This is a genomic window from Kitasatospora sp. NPDC029367 (assembly GCF_055569135.1).
In genome coordinates this window covers 43,476-56,324 of sequence record NZ_JBVHYH010000046.1, presented here as the reverse complement: position 1 = coordinate 56,324, position 12,849 = coordinate 43,476, and the positions used below count along the sequence as shown (strand labels likewise).

Sequence of the window (12,849 nt, the reverse complement as noted above, 5' to 3'; positions counted from 1 at the left end):
CCCGGGCCCGCCGCCCCTGAGGCGGGGGCCGGTGCTACGCGGGGGCCGGGGCTAGCTCAGCTCCGCCAGGGCCTGCTGGGCCGTCCGCGTCTTCGGGTGGCCCGCACCGAAGTGCTCCTGCCAGGCGGCGGCGTTGGCCCGGAGGACCTCGCGGGCCTCCGGAAGGCGGCCCTGCGCGGCGAGGACCCGGCCCCGGAGCGTGCCGACCTCCAGGGCGCGGTGGTGGTTCGGCCCGAGCGTGCGCCCGCAGAGCTCCGAGGACTTCTCCAGGGACTGCGCCGCGTCCTTCCCCGACCCGAGCAGCGAGACCGCCGCGACGAGGTGGAGCGCGGCCTCCAACTCCTCCTCGCCGACCGAGTCCGCCGTGGCGCGTTCGAGGGCGGGGCGGAGTATCGGCAGCGCTTCGTCGTGGCGGCCCTGTGCGTTCAGGGCGCGGGCCAGGCCGAGCCGGGCGGTGAGGAGGAACCGGGCGTCCAGGCCCGGGACGCCCGCCGCGTGGTCGAGGGCGGTGCGGGCCTCGGCCTCCGCCTCGACCGCCCGGCCGCCGGCCGTCAGCGAGAACACCAGGGCGTTCCGCGCGGCCAGCCCGAGCGGCACGGCGCCGGGCCCGCCCGAGGCCGCGACCTCCATCAGCGCCCCGGCCTGCTCCTCGGCCTCCTCGAAGCGGCCCAGGTAGACGAGCGCCTGCGCCCGGTCGGACCTGGCCTTGAGCACGCGGGCACTGCCGTCGCCCGCGGTGGCGGTGGCGGCCGTTCGAGTGCGCGCGCCCACACCACCCGGCTCGCCAGGGTCGCGGCATCATCCGGGCCGAACACCTTCGAGCGGATGCGGACCGCCTCGCGGGCCACGGGCTCCGCGTCCCGCGCGCGCCCCCCGTTGAGCAGGCGAACGCCTTCCCGGTGCAGCTCCTGCGCCTTGGAGTCCCGCCACTGCTGGAGCAGTCCCACCTCGTACCCCCCCGTCGACCACGACCGGGCGATGACAGCGGGGTGCCCGGGGTGCCGCCCCGGGCGGCAGGCGCGCCGGTGGCCAGGGCCCAGTAGCGGTCGCCGTACCCGTCGGGACCGGGCTACGGTCCCGGCCCCCGGGCGCCGCCCGCCGGGTCCCGCGAGGGGGTGGGTAGATTCTCGATCATGAAAACGACAACGGGGGACGGTCGGCCGGTGCGGCCGGTGCGGGCGGCGCTCGACCGCCTGGGATCGGCGCATCCGACGGCGGAGCGCTCCCGCGCACTCCTGGGCGGGGCGCTGATCGCCGTCTCACTCCTGCTCTTCGCCTGGATCCTGGTCCTCGGGTCGGCCACCCGAGGGCAGGCCGAGGTCAGGAACTGGTCCACGGTGTGGATCGGCATGGATGTCCTGCAGGTCGCCGGTCTGATCGCCACCGCCAGGCTGCTCGTCCGGCGCTCACGCCTGACCGCCCTGGCCGCCGCCGCGGCCGCGACCCTGCTCCTCCTCGACGCCTGGTTCGACGTGATGACCGCCGAGGGCGGCGGCGCCTGGTACACCGCCCTCGCGATGGCGTTCCTCGTCGAACTCCCGGCCGCCCTCGGGCTCGGCGCCCTGGCCCGGTCCGCCCTGGACTGGTGAGTCGTGGATCGCTGAGTCCTGCCGGCGCCGGCCGATTCCGCTCAACTCGGGCCCCTCGCTGGGTCGATAGCATGATCGTCACACCATCATTGGAGAGTTGCATGCCCGTCGTCATCGCCACGATCAGGACCAAGCCCGGCCGGCGCGACGAAGTCCTGGCCGCCTTCGAGCAGCACGCCCCGGCCATCCACGCCGAGGACGGCTGCGAGCTCTACGCCGTCCACGCCGGCCCCGACCGGATCACCGTGGTCGAGAAGTGGGCCGACCGGGCCGCCCTCGACGCCCACAGCGCCGGAGCGCCGCTGGCCGCGCTCGGCCCGGTCCTCGCCGCCGCCCTCGCCGAGCCCGCCGACGTCGCCGTCCTGGACGCCTTCCCCGCCGGAGACCCGGCCAAGGGCCTCATCTGACCGCGCGTCCTCCTCGCGCGGTCCGCACGGTCCGCACGGTCCGCACGCCCGGGCCAACCGACCCGGGCGTGCGGACCGTCTGGCCCGTCAGGCAGGGTGTGGTGTCCGCCGGGCAGGGGCGCGGTGTCCGCCGGCGGCTACCAGGTGAAGAAGTCCGGCAGTTCCTCGGCGGGCGGCAGCGGTGCGTCCGCCGGGAGCGGGCGGATCTGGACGAAGGCGTGCTCGAACTGGCAGTACGAGAAGGGGTCCATGCCCGGGGCCACCACCAGGGCGTTGTCGCCGCGGCGCCAGACGCGGTACCGCCACCGGTAGCTCGAGTGCGGTTCCCGCTGGTGGCTGAGGTCGTGATCGGGCGGGCCCAGCAGGGTGGTGAACTGCTCTGCCACGGCGTCCAGTTGTTCGTTGAAGGTGTCGGTGTCCTGGTCGGTGCTGCGCTGCCAGCCGGGGAGGGTGCCCCAGAAGTCCTCGGCCATCCCGCCGTCGGGGTCGACGTAGTACTCGTAGGCGAAGGGCAGGAAGAGACTGTCGTCGCCGTACACCAGGTGGCCCGCCGGTGTGCAGGCCTTCTCGTTGAGCTCGCCGAGGTGGTCGCCGGTCGAGCGCCAGCCGGCGTCGGTCATCGCGCGTTCGCCGGCGTCGCCGTCCGTCCAGTCGAGGTCCGCCATCGCCACCAGCCGGGCGGCCAGCTCGGGGCCGACGGGGCAGCTCGCGACGATCCAGGGGGTGTCCTCGTCGTCCTCGGGCTCGTCGAGGTCGGGCTCGGGGGCGAGGGGTGCGTCGGACACTGGGGGACTCCCGTTCTGCTGCTCGGTTCGAACGGTCACCCTAGCGGCGGCCGGAAGTCGACGGGGGCGTCGAAGGCCGCACGGCGGGTGGCCCGGCGCAGGGCGCGCAGGACGGGGGTGCCCAGGGTGAGGCAGAGCACGACGGTGAGGGCGGCGCGCGGGAGGTCCCAGCCCAGGGAGGTGGTGAGGCAGTAGGCGGCGAAGCGGACCAGGTTGGCGGGCAGCGGATCGCCGGGGTGGAAGGAGATGGAGCCGGCCAGGCCGCCGATGTACGGCCAGCCCTGGAGGTTCATGATCGTGCCGTACAGGACGGCGGAGACGGCGCCGTACCCCGCCAGCAGCAGTAGTTCGCGGCGGCCGCGCAGCGTGGCCTGGCCGGGCAGCAGGCCCGCGCCGAGGCAGACCCAGCCCATGGCGAGCATCTGGAACGGCAGCCACGGCCCGACCCCGCCGGTGAGCAGCGCGGAGGCGAACATCGACAGCGAGCCGAGGACGAAGCCGAAGCCGGGGCCGAGGACCCGCCCCGACAGCACCATCAGGAAGAACATCGGTTCCAGGCCCGCCGTCCCCGCCCCCAGCGGCCGCAGCGCGGCGCCGGCCGCGGCCAGCACCCCCAGCAGGGCGACGGACTTGGCGTCCAGGCCCGGCGCCCCGCCGCCCGCCGTACGGCCCTCGGAGATCTGCGCGATGACGACGGCCAGCAGCAGTGGCAGCAGCAGGGCGAACAGCCATGGCGCGTCGGCGGAGTGGCCGACCAGGGCCGAGCCGGTGGAGGCGAGCAGCGGCCAGCCGAAGGCCGTCACGCCGACCAGGGAGACCAGGGACAGCGCCGCGACGGAGCGGCGGCCGAGCGGTACGGGTCTGTTGCTCATGCGTGCAGTGCCTCCGCGACCTGCCGGACGGTGAGCCACGGTCCGGGCGCGAGCACCTTGGCGACCTGCGGCGCGAAGGCGGGGGAGGAGACCACCACCTCCGCGGTCGGGCCGTCGGCGACGATCTCGCCCTCGGCCAGGATCAGGGTGCGGTGGGCGAGTTCGGCGGCGAGTTCGACGTCGTGGGTGGCCAGCAGGACGGCGTGCCCCTCGGCCGCGAGCCCGCGCAGGATCTCGACCAGCCGGGCCTTGGCCGCGTAGTCCAGGCCGCGGGTCGGCTCGTCCAGGAGCAGCACCGGGGGCCGGGCGGTGAGGACGACGGCGAGGGCGAGGGTGAGCCGCTGGCCCTCGGAGAGGTCCCGGGGGTGGGCGGTGTCGGCGATGCCGGGCAGCAGGCGCTCGACCAGGGCGCGGCAGCTGCCCGGGGCGGCCCCGGCGTCCGCGTCCGCGGCGGCGCACTCGGCGGCGACGCTCTCCCCGTACAGCAGGTCGCGCGGGTCCTGGGGGACGAGGCCGACGTGCCGGATCAGTTCGGCGGGGCGGGTGCGGTGCGGGGTGCGGCCGCCGACGGTGACGCGGCCGGAGTCGGGGGCGTGCAGGCCGACCAGGCTGCCGAGCAGGGTGGACTTGCCGGCGCCGTTGCGGCCCATCAGGGCGGCGATCTCGCCGGGGCGCAGCACCAGGTCGACCCCGCGCAGGGCCTGGACCGGGCCGCGGCGTACGGCCAGCCGGTCGACGGCGGCGATCGGGGCGGACGGCCCGGCGGACGGAATAGCGGACGGACCGGACGGACCGGACGGGCCGCCGGGCGCGCGCCCGTCCAGCTCGGCGCGCAGCGCGGCGGCCCTGCGCCGGGCGTCCCGGACGGACAGCGGCAGCGGCCGCCAGCCGGCGAGCCGGCCGAGGCCGACCACCGGCGGGTGCACGGGGGAGTGCGCCATCACCTCGGCGGGCTCGCCCAGCACGGGCGGTTCGCCCGGGGTCAGCAGCAGCACCTGGTCGGCGTACTGGACGACCCGCTCCAGCCGGTGCTCGGCCATCAGCACGGTGGTGCCCAGGTCGTGCACCAGCCGTTGCAGCACGGCCAGCACCTCCTCGGCGGCGCCCGGGTCGAGTGCCGAGGTGGGCTCGTCCAGGACCAGGACGCGCGGGTGCACGGTGAGCACCGAGCCGATCGCGACGCGCTGCTGCTGGCCGCCGGAGAGCGAGCCCAGGGCGCGGTCGCGCAGGTCGGCGAGGCCGAGCAGGTCGAGGGTCTCCTCGACCCGGCGCCGCATCACGTCGCCGGGCAGACCCAGCGACTCCATGCCGTAGGCGAGTTCGTCCTCGACGGTGTCGGTGACGAAGTGCGCCAGCGGGTCCTGGCCCACGGTGCCGACCAGGTCGGCGAGTTCGCGCGGCCGGTGCTCGCGGGTGTCCCGGCCGCCGACGGTGACCCGGCCGTGCAGCACCCCGCCGGTGAAGTGCGGCACCAGGCCGCTGACCGTGCCCAGCAGGGTGGACTTGCCGGAGCCCGAGGGGCCCACCAGCAGGCAGAGTTCGCCCTCCGGCACGGTGAGGTCGACGCCCGCCAGCGCCGGGGCGGCGGAGTCCGCGTACCGGACGGAGACCTGCTCGAAGGTGATCACGATGCCCTCCGGGGCGGGGTCGGGGCGGCGAACGCCGGTACCAGGCCGAGGAGTACGGCCAGAACGGCGGCCAGCGGCAGCTCGGGGACGGTCGGCGGGACGACGGTGGGGGCGAAGGCGGCCGGATCACGCGTCGCGAGGTAGGTGAACAGGGCGGCCACGGCGGCCCCGGAACCGGCGGTCAGCCACTCCGGCAGTGCCCAGGGATCCGGCCGGTAGCGGGATCTGACGGACCGTCGGTTGCCGAGCAGCAGCCCGGCGAAGGCGGCGGCCAGGCCCAGCAGCAGCACCGGCAGCGCCCAGCCGGCGCCCCCGGCGGTCAGCAGCCCGTACGCGGCCAGGCAGACCCCGAGCAGCCCGGCCAGGGTGAGCGCGGCCGTCACCCGGGCCAGTCGGCGCGGCACGTCGGCGGTGCGGCCGAAGCCGCGGGTGTCCATCGCCGCCGCCAGGGCGATCGAGCGCTCCAAGGCGCCCTCCAGGACGGGGAGTCCGACGCTCAGCACGGCCGCGACGCCCTTGTCGGTGCGGCCCCGCAGCCGGCGGGCGGCGCGCAGCCGGCGCACGTCGGCGACCAGGTTCGGCGCGAAGGTCATCGCCACCACCACGGCCACGCCCGCCTCGTAGAGCGCGCCGGGCAGGGCGCGCAGCAGTCGGGCCGGGCTGGCCAGCGAGTTGGCGGCGCCGACGCAGATCAGCAGGGTGGCCAGGCGCAGCCCGTCGTACAGCGCCGCGAGCAGGCCTTCGAGGGTGACCCGCCCGCCGATCCGTACCCCCTGCGCCCAGCTGGGGAGCGGGAGTTCGGGCAGGGTGAACAGCACGTGAGTGCCGGGGACGGGCGAGCCGAGCAGCACCGCGAAGACCAGCCGGATTCCGAGCACCAGCAGCCCCAGGCGCAGGAACGCCCCGTACGAACGCGACCAGGGCGCGTCGCCGCGGCGCGCCGCGACCACGTACCCGGCGGTCGCGGCGAGCAGCAGCAGGAGCACCGGGTTGGTGGTGCGGGTCGCCGCCGCGCCCAGCCCGAGGGCCCACAACCACCAGGCCCCGGGGTGCAGTTGGCGCGGTCCGACGGGCGGGCGGGTGCTGCGGATGGTGCTGCTCACGGATCTGTCCTGGGAACGGGGTCGGGGCGTGCCACGGCAGGCCTCAGGAGTTACGGCGGCGGCGCGCCTGCCAGACGGCGCCACCGGCGAGGGCGGCAACCAGCGCGCCACCGGCGACCAGGCCGAGGTCGGGGCCGCTGCTGTCGCCGCCGTCGCTGCCGCCGGCCTTGGGCTGCGCGGCGGCGCCCGCGTCCACCTGGTCGCCGCAACCGGCCTTCGGGTAGCCGGCGATGGCGCACAGCATCCCGTTGGACTCGTAGCGCAGCGGCGGGGCGACGGCGGCCAGCACCTCGGCCGAGGTGGCGCGCGGTGCGACGCTCGCGCAGGCGGTCCGCGGCTCGGGCGGCGCGGCGGCGGACGCACCGGCGTCCTCGGCCGTGCCGAAGTCCAGCACCACGGCGACCCGCTTGCGGCCGTCCTGGGCGGGGGTGGCGGCGCAGATCCCGTCGAACCCGGCCGCGGTGCGCGGCTTCGCGGCGTCCTGTCCGCCGTCCGGGCTGAGGGCGAACCGCCAGCCGTCCACCGAGCCGTCCGGCGGCACGGCGGTCGCGGGCCCCTGCTGCTGGTACGTCCAGGCCCCGCCGTCGGCTCCGCGCCAGAACGACCAGTACCGGTACCCGGCGGCCTGCGCCGGGGTGGCGCAGGCCAGCAGCGCCAGGGCGCCGAGCAGGGCGAGCGTCAGGCCGGCCGGTGCCCGCCGGGGGCCGCGGCCCCCGGCGGCGTCACGCTGCGCCCGCATCAGAGCTTCGGGTTGCGCTTGCGCTGGAGGCTGAGCAGGAGCCCGCCGCCGACGCCGACCAGCAGGCCGACGATGATCAGCCAGAACTGCCCGATGCCGCCGCTCTTCTCCTTCGCCGGGGCGGCGGCGGTCGAGGGGGCCTCGGCCTTGGGCGTCGGGCCGAGGGCGGTGAGCTGGCCGAGGAGGGCGGCGTCGCTGCGGCGGCCGGCCTGGTCGACCAGCAGGAGGGTGGCGGTGGCCGCGGCGTCGGTGCCGTTCTTGGTCCAGGTGGCGCCCTGCCCCTCCAGCCAGTCGACGGCGTCGGCGGCCTGGTCGGGGTGGCCGCTCTGGATCAGGGCGAGGGCGGCCCAGGCGGTGGCGGTGTAGTCGGGCTTGGGTTCGGCGCCGGGGGTGGTGAGGGTGAGGTGTCCGCCGTCGGTGCCGAGCTGGGCGGCGAGGTAGGCGCTGACGGCCTCGCCCGCCTCGGCGTGCGGCACGGTGGCGGGCGCGGAGCCGTCGGCGCAGGCGAGCGGCTTGGCGGTGGCGTCGGCGTGCACCGAGGAGGCGACCGGCAGGTGCCCGCCGGCGGCGGCGAGGGCGGCCTGGGCGGTGGCGAGGGTGTTGGGGGCGAGGGTGCCGGCGGCCGGGTCGGGCTGGAAGGCGAAGGCGCCGCGCTGGTCGGCGGGGGCGGCGCAGCCGAGCTGGAAGCGGGCGAGGCCGTCGAAGGCGTTCTTCCCGGCGGCGCCGCCGGTGCCGGGCTTGGCGATGCTCGCCGGGTCGGTCCGGGCGGCGAGCAGCGCGTTGACGACGAGGCCGGTGGAGTTGGCGTCGCCGGGGTTGCCGGGGTTGTAGGCCCAGCTGCCGTCGGCGTTCTGGTTGGCCTTGAGCCACTGGAGGCCCTTGTCGACGGCGCTCTGGTGCCCGCCGAGGGCGACCAGGGCCTGGAGGGCGACGGCGGTGGCGTTGCTGTCCTCGGTCTTGGGGTCGCAGGCCGCGCCGGCGGCCCGGTAGGAGGGCCAGCCGCCGTCCTCGCACTGCTGTCCGGTGAGCCAGTTGACGGCGGAGTCGGCGGGGGTGACCTTGGCCGCCGTCAGCGCGGTGAGCGCGAGGGACTGTCGCCAGACGCCGTCGTACGTCGGGTCGCTCTTGCCGTACAGGCCGTCCGGGGCGGCGGCCGTGGGCGACGGGCTGTCGGCGAGGGCCGGTCCGGCGGAGAGGCCGGCGAGCAGCGCGGCGGACAGGGCGGCGGCGCCCAGACGGGCGGCGGTCAGCATGGTGCGGGTGTGCCTTTCGGTGAGCGGTGGTGGGCCCCGGCGGGGGCCGTTCCGTAGTCCTCGACGGGTGCCGGGCGGGTGCGGGTGCCCGGCTCGCCGCTCGTCCCTCCCCGGGTGCCCCGGCTCGCCCGGGGCGCCGGGGGCGCGGTCGGGCTCACGGTTGCGGGTCAGCGCCGGATTCGCACCGGCTTCCCCCGGGGGAGGAGCGGGATGGAGTTGTGCTGCCCGTCGACTCTAACCGCCGGGCCGCGGCGCGCGGGTCGGCCGGGGCGGCGCAGAGCTGGAACAGGTTCCAGAAATCGCCCCCGGTGGCCGCCCCGGCGGCCGGGGCGCTCAGGGCAGCGTGAGCAGCCGGGCCGCGGTGTGCAGGTCGGCCCGGACCTCGGCGATCGAGGCGCGCCCGGAGAGCCAGGCGACCAGGGCCGAGTGCCAGGTGTGCTCGATGACCCGGACGGCCGCGCGCTGGCCCTCGCTGGGCGGGCCGGACTGCCCGATCGCGTCCAGGATGAGCTGTCCGGTGGCGGCGCTGACCTGGTCCACCTCGGTGCCGACCGAGCGGTCCGCGAAGCTGAGCGCCCGAACCATCGCCTCGGCCAGCAGCGGCTCGCGCTGGAGCGCGTGGAAGGCCCGGGTGAGGGCGTCGGCGACCCGCAGGGCCGGCTCGGGATCGGTCGGCGGGTGCCGCCGGATGTGCTCCTGGAGCCCCTGGAGCTGCTCCAGCATGACCGCGACCAGCAGGTGGACCTTGGACGGGAAGTACCGGTACAGCGTCCCGAGGGCGACCTGCGCGCTCTCCGCGACCTCCCGCATCTGCACCGCCTCGTACCCGCCGCGGGCGGCCAGCGCGGTGGCGGCGCGCAGGATGCGCCGCCGCCGCTCGGCCTGGCGCGCGGACAGCGGCGGCTCGCCCGGCGCGGGGGAGGCGGGGCTCACGGACGTGGTCGGCGACGGCAAGGGTGCTCCCGGGGGGCGCGTGGGTGGCGGCGTGCTCCAGAAAGGTCGACCGGAAGTCGACCCGCGGTCGACCCGCGGTCGGTCGGGCCCGGCGTGGCGGGAATCACCAGCCCTGGCTCCTGAGCGAAAGCTACGGGCCGGTATCTTCGAGGTCTCTCATTGTTCACATGGTCGATGACGAGTTCCACAGCCACTGAAACCTGATCTACTTTAGCGATCGGTGCCACCGTTGGGCGCCGCTCGCACCGATAGCAGCCAGAGATGAGGGCCGAGGATGACCGCGCAGCCGCTGCGGATTGCCCTGCTGTCATACCGCGGGGACCCGTTCTGCGGCGGTCAGGGCGTGTACGTACGGCACCTCTCCCGCGAGCTGGCCCGGCTCGGCCACCACGTGGACGTGATCGGCGCCCAGCCCTATCCCGTGCTGGACGAGGTCGAGGGCCCCGGCTCGGTCCGCCTGGTCGAGCTGCCCAGCCTGGACCTCTACCGCGCCGACGACCCCTTCCGCACCCCGGCGCGCGGTGAGTTCCGCGGCCCGGTGGACGTGCTGGAGTTCGCCACCATGCGCACCGGCGGCTTCCCCGAGCCGCTCACCTTCTCGCTGCGCGCCCGGCAGTACCTGGCCCGGCACAAGGGCCGCTACGACGTGGTGCACGACAACCAGACCCTCGGCTACGGCCTGCTCGGCCTGGCCCGGCACGGCTTCCCGCTGGTCACCACGATCCACCACCCGATCACCGTGGACCGGCAGTTGGAGCTGGACGCGGCCACCACCCGGGGCAAGCGGCTGTCGCTGCGCCGCTGGTACGCCTTCACCCGGATGCAGCGCCGGGTCGCGGCCCGGCTGGACCACGTGATCACCGTCTCCGGCACCTCGCAGCGCGAGATCGCCGAGCACCTGGGCGCCGCCCCCGGCGCGATCTCGGTGGTGCCGATCGGCGCCGACACCCGGCTCTGGTCGCCCTCGGCGCGGATCGAGCGGGTCCCGGGCCGGATCGTCACCACCTCCAGCGCGGACGTGCCGCTCAAGGGCCTGGTGTACCTGGTCGAGGCGCTGGCCAAGGTCCGCACCGAGCGGGACGCCCACCTGGTGGTGGTCGGCAAGCCGCAGAAGGAGGACGGGCCGGTGGCCGAGGCGGTGCGCGGCTTCGGGCTGGCGGAGCACATCGAGTTCCGCACCGGGCTGAGCGACCGGGAGCTGGTCGACCTGTACCGCTCGGCCGAGGTCGCCTGCGTCCCGTCGCTGTACGAGGGCTTCTCGCTGCCGGCCGCCGAGGCGATGGCCACCGGCACCCCGCTGGTGGCGACCACCGGCGGGGCGATCCCCGAGGTGGCCGGGCCGGACGGCGTGACCAGCCTGGCGGTGCCGCCGGGGGACGCGGGCGCCCTGGCCGCCGCGCTCGGCCGGCTGCTGGACGACCCTGAGCTGCGCGCCGAGCTCGGCGCGGCCGGCCGGGAACGGGTGCTGGCCCGGTTCACCTGGGAGCGGGCCGCCGAGCTGACCGCCGAGGCGTACCGCGCGGCGATCGCCACCGGCGTCGGCGCCCGGGCCCGCTCCGGGCCGGGCTGGCGGTACGTGCCCTGAGGGGCGCGCCCGTGAGCGAGTCGCTCCGGGCGTTGAGGCGTGTGTGACCTGACGAAGCGTCAAGGACGCTTGGTGGCAATAGGAATGGGAGCCCTGCAGTGCTGACCGTCGATTTCTCGCGCTTCCCGCTCGCCCCCGGCGACCGGGTGCTCGACCTGGGCTGTGGCGGGGGCCGGCACGCGTTCGAGTGCTACCGCCGCGGCGCCAACGTGATCGCCCTCGACCAGAACGCCGAGGAGATCGCCGAGGTCACGAAGTGGTTCGCGGCGATGGAGCAGGCCGGCGAGGCCCCCGAGGGTGCGTCGGCGGTCGCGATGGAGGGCAATGCGCTGGCGCTGCCGTTCGAGGACGACTACTTCGACAAGATCATCATCTCCGAGGTGATGGAGCACATACCCGATGACAAGGGCGTGCTCAACGAGATGTTCCGGGTCCTCAAGCCGGGCGGCCTGCTCGCCGTCACCGTGCCGCGCTGGCTCCCGGAGAAGATCTGCTGGGCGCTGTCCGACGAGTACCACGAGGTCGAGGGCGGCCACATCCGGATCTACCGGGGCGACGAGCTGCTCGGCAAGCTCAAGGACGCCGGCCTGGAACCCTACGGCACCCACCACGCGCACGCCCTGCACTCGCCGTACTGGTGGATCAAGTGCGCGGTCGGCGTGGACAACGACAAGGCGCTGCCGGTCAAGGCCTACCACCAGCTGCTGGTCTGGGACATCGTCGGCACCCCGGTGATCAGCTCGATCACCAAGGCCGCCGAGAAGGCGCTCAACCCGCTCATCGGCAAGAGCTTCGTCGCCTACGCCGCCAAGCCGAACAAGGTCGAGCGCGCACCGGGCGGGGCGGAGTGACCGCCGCCGTCCCCGAGGTGCTGCTGCTCGACGGGGTGCTGGACGCCGAGCAGGCGGCCGACACCGTGCGCAGCATCCTGGCCGAGCAGCGCCCCGACGGCGCCATCCCCTGGTTCGCGGGCCACCACCTCGACCCCTGGGACCACACCGAGGCCGCGATGGCCCTGGACACCGCCGGCGAGCACGCCGCCGCCGAGGCCGCCTACCGCTGGCTCGCCTCCCGGCAGAACCCGGACGGCTCCTGGTACGCCGCGTACACCGACGGCGCGGTCACCGACCGGGCCAAGGAGAGCAACTTCTGCGCGTACATCGCCGTCGGGGTCTGGCACCACCACCTCAGCACCGGCGACGACGCCTTCCTGGAGTGGATCTGGCCGGTGGTCCGGCGGGCGCTGGACTTCATCGTCGGCCTGCGGCTGCCCGGCGGCCCGATCGCCTGGCGGGTCGACGAGAGCGGTGCCGCCACCGGGGAGGCGCTGCTCACCGGCTCGTCCAGCATCCTGCACGCGCTGCGCTGCGGGCTGGCCGTCGCCGACTACCTGGAGGAGCCGCAGCCCGACTGGGAGCTCGCGGCCGGCCGGCTGCGGCACGCCATCGCCCACCACCCCGAGCGGTTCCTCGACAAGGACCGCTACTCGATGGACTGGTACTACCCGGTGCTCGGCACCGGCCTGCGCGGCGACGCGGCGGTGGCGCGGATCGAGCGGGACTGGGAGCGCTTCGTCGTCCCCGGCCTCGGCGTGCGCTGCGTCAGCGACCGCCCGTGGGTGACCGGCGGCGAGAGCGCCGAACTGGCGCTGGCGCTCTGGGCGATCGGCCAGTCCGACCGCGCGGTGGACATCCTGCGCTGGATCCAGCGGCACCTGCGGCACGAGGACGGCTCGTACTGGACCGGGTACGTCTTCGAGGACGACGCGATCTGGCCCGAGGAGCGCACCACCTGGACGGCCGGGGCGCTGCTGCTCGCGGTGGCCGCGCTCGGCGGGGACCCGGCGACCGTCGCGGTCTTCGGCGGGGACCAGCTGCCCGCCGGGCTGGTGGTCCAGGACTGCTGCTGACGGCACGACCGCTGCTGACGGCACA

The 12,849-nt window shown here is 75.7% G+C and carries 13 protein-coding genes and 1 riboswitch; of the genes, 5 read left to right on the top strand and 8 right to left on the bottom strand.

The features are described 5' to 3' along the window. Positions 1-51: 51 nt before the first annotated feature. Positions 52-771, bottom strand: coding sequence for a tetratricopeptide repeat protein (locus ACZ4W5_RS23760; RefSeq protein ID WP_465656724.1), 720 nt, complete (start codon positions 769-771; stop codon positions 52-54). A 362-nt stretch (positions 772-1,133) separates the two neighbouring features. Between ACZ4W5_RS23760 and ACZ4W5_RS23755 the strand changes: the two genes are divergently transcribed. Both ACZ4W5_RS23755 and ACZ4W5_RS23750 read left to right on the top strand, forming a co-directional pair. Then, entirely contained in the window at positions 1,134-1,589 is a 456-nt protein-coding gene (locus ACZ4W5_RS23755) for a hypothetical protein (RefSeq protein WP_360228287.1), read from the top strand. A 101-nt stretch (positions 1,590-1,690) separates the two neighbouring features. Then, positions 1,691-1,996, top strand: a complete 306-nt coding sequence (locus ACZ4W5_RS23750) for a putative quinol monooxygenase (RefSeq protein WP_360228284.1) — start codon at positions 1,691-1,693, stop codon at positions 1,994-1,996. 137 nt (positions 1,997-2,133) lie between these two features. Here the strand turns inward: ACZ4W5_RS23750 and ACZ4W5_RS23745 are convergent, their stop codons facing one another. The 7 genes from ACZ4W5_RS23745 to ACZ4W5_RS23715 all read right to left on the bottom strand — a co-directional run bounded on the left by ACZ4W5_RS23745 (position 2,134) and on the right by ACZ4W5_RS23715 (position 9,330). Beyond that, a complete protein-coding gene (locus ACZ4W5_RS23745) occupies positions 2,134-2,781 on the bottom strand; it encodes a hypothetical protein (RefSeq protein ID WP_465656721.1) in 648 nt (215 codons plus the stop codon). A 35-nt stretch (positions 2,782-2,816) separates the two neighbouring features. Further along, positions 2,817-3,653, bottom strand: a complete 837-nt coding sequence (locus ACZ4W5_RS23740; protein ID WP_465656720.1) for an ECF transporter S component — start codon at positions 3,651-3,653, stop codon at positions 2,817-2,819. Further along, positions 3,650-5,281, bottom strand: a complete 1,632-nt coding sequence (locus tag ACZ4W5_RS23735) for an ABC transporter ATP-binding protein (RefSeq protein ID WP_465656718.1) — start codon at positions 5,279-5,281, stop codon at positions 3,650-3,652. Before ACZ4W5_RS23735 ends, ACZ4W5_RS23740 begins: the two co-directional genes overlap by 4 nt. Beyond that, the gene (locus ACZ4W5_RS23730) at positions 5,278-6,384 is read right to left on the bottom strand and encodes an energy-coupling factor transporter transmembrane component T family protein (RefSeq protein ID WP_465656716.1); all 1,107 of its coding nucleotides are present in this window, start codon (positions 6,382-6,384) and stop codon (positions 5,278-5,280) included. Before ACZ4W5_RS23730 ends, ACZ4W5_RS23735 begins: the two co-directional genes overlap by 4 nt. 43 nt (positions 6,385-6,427) lie before the next feature. Continuing rightward, complete coding sequence (locus ACZ4W5_RS23725; protein WP_465656714.1) at positions 6,428-7,123, bottom strand: SCO2322 family protein; 696 nt, start codon at positions 7,121-7,123, stop codon at positions 6,428-6,430. After that, entirely contained in the window at positions 7,123-8,376 is a 1,254-nt protein-coding gene (locus ACZ4W5_RS23720) for a prenyltransferase/squalene oxidase repeat-containing protein (RefSeq protein WP_360228266.1), read from the bottom strand. Before ACZ4W5_RS23720 ends, ACZ4W5_RS23725 begins: the two co-directional genes overlap by 1 nt. A 113-nt stretch (positions 8,377-8,489) precedes the next feature. After that, positions 8,490-8,570, bottom strand: a riboswitch (cobalamin riboswitch). 139 nt (positions 8,571-8,709) lie between these two features. Continuing rightward, entirely contained in the window at positions 8,710-9,330 is a 621-nt protein-coding gene (locus ACZ4W5_RS23715; RefSeq protein ID WP_402483814.1) for a TetR family transcriptional regulator, read from the bottom strand. 274 nt (positions 9,331-9,604) lie between these two features. Between ACZ4W5_RS23715 and ACZ4W5_RS23710 the strand changes: the two genes are divergently transcribed. From ACZ4W5_RS23710 to ACZ4W5_RS23700, 3 genes are all read left to right on the top strand, one after another. Beyond that, a complete protein-coding gene (locus ACZ4W5_RS23710; RefSeq protein WP_402483816.1) occupies positions 9,605-10,915 on the top strand; it encodes a glycosyltransferase family 4 protein in 1,311 nt (436 codons plus the stop codon). A gap of 98 nt (positions 10,916-11,013) precedes the next feature. Then, the gene (locus tag ACZ4W5_RS23705; RefSeq protein WP_360228257.1) at positions 11,014-11,766 is read left to right on the top strand and encodes a class I SAM-dependent methyltransferase; all 753 of its coding nucleotides are present in this window, start codon (positions 11,014-11,016) and stop codon (positions 11,764-11,766) included. Then, the gene (locus ACZ4W5_RS23700) at positions 11,763-12,824 is read left to right on the top strand and encodes a prenyltransferase (protein WP_360228254.1); all 1,062 of its coding nucleotides are present in this window, start codon (positions 11,763-11,765) and stop codon (positions 12,822-12,824) included. Before ACZ4W5_RS23705 ends, ACZ4W5_RS23700 begins: the two co-directional genes overlap by 4 nt. Positions 12,825-12,849 lie beyond the last annotated feature (25 nt).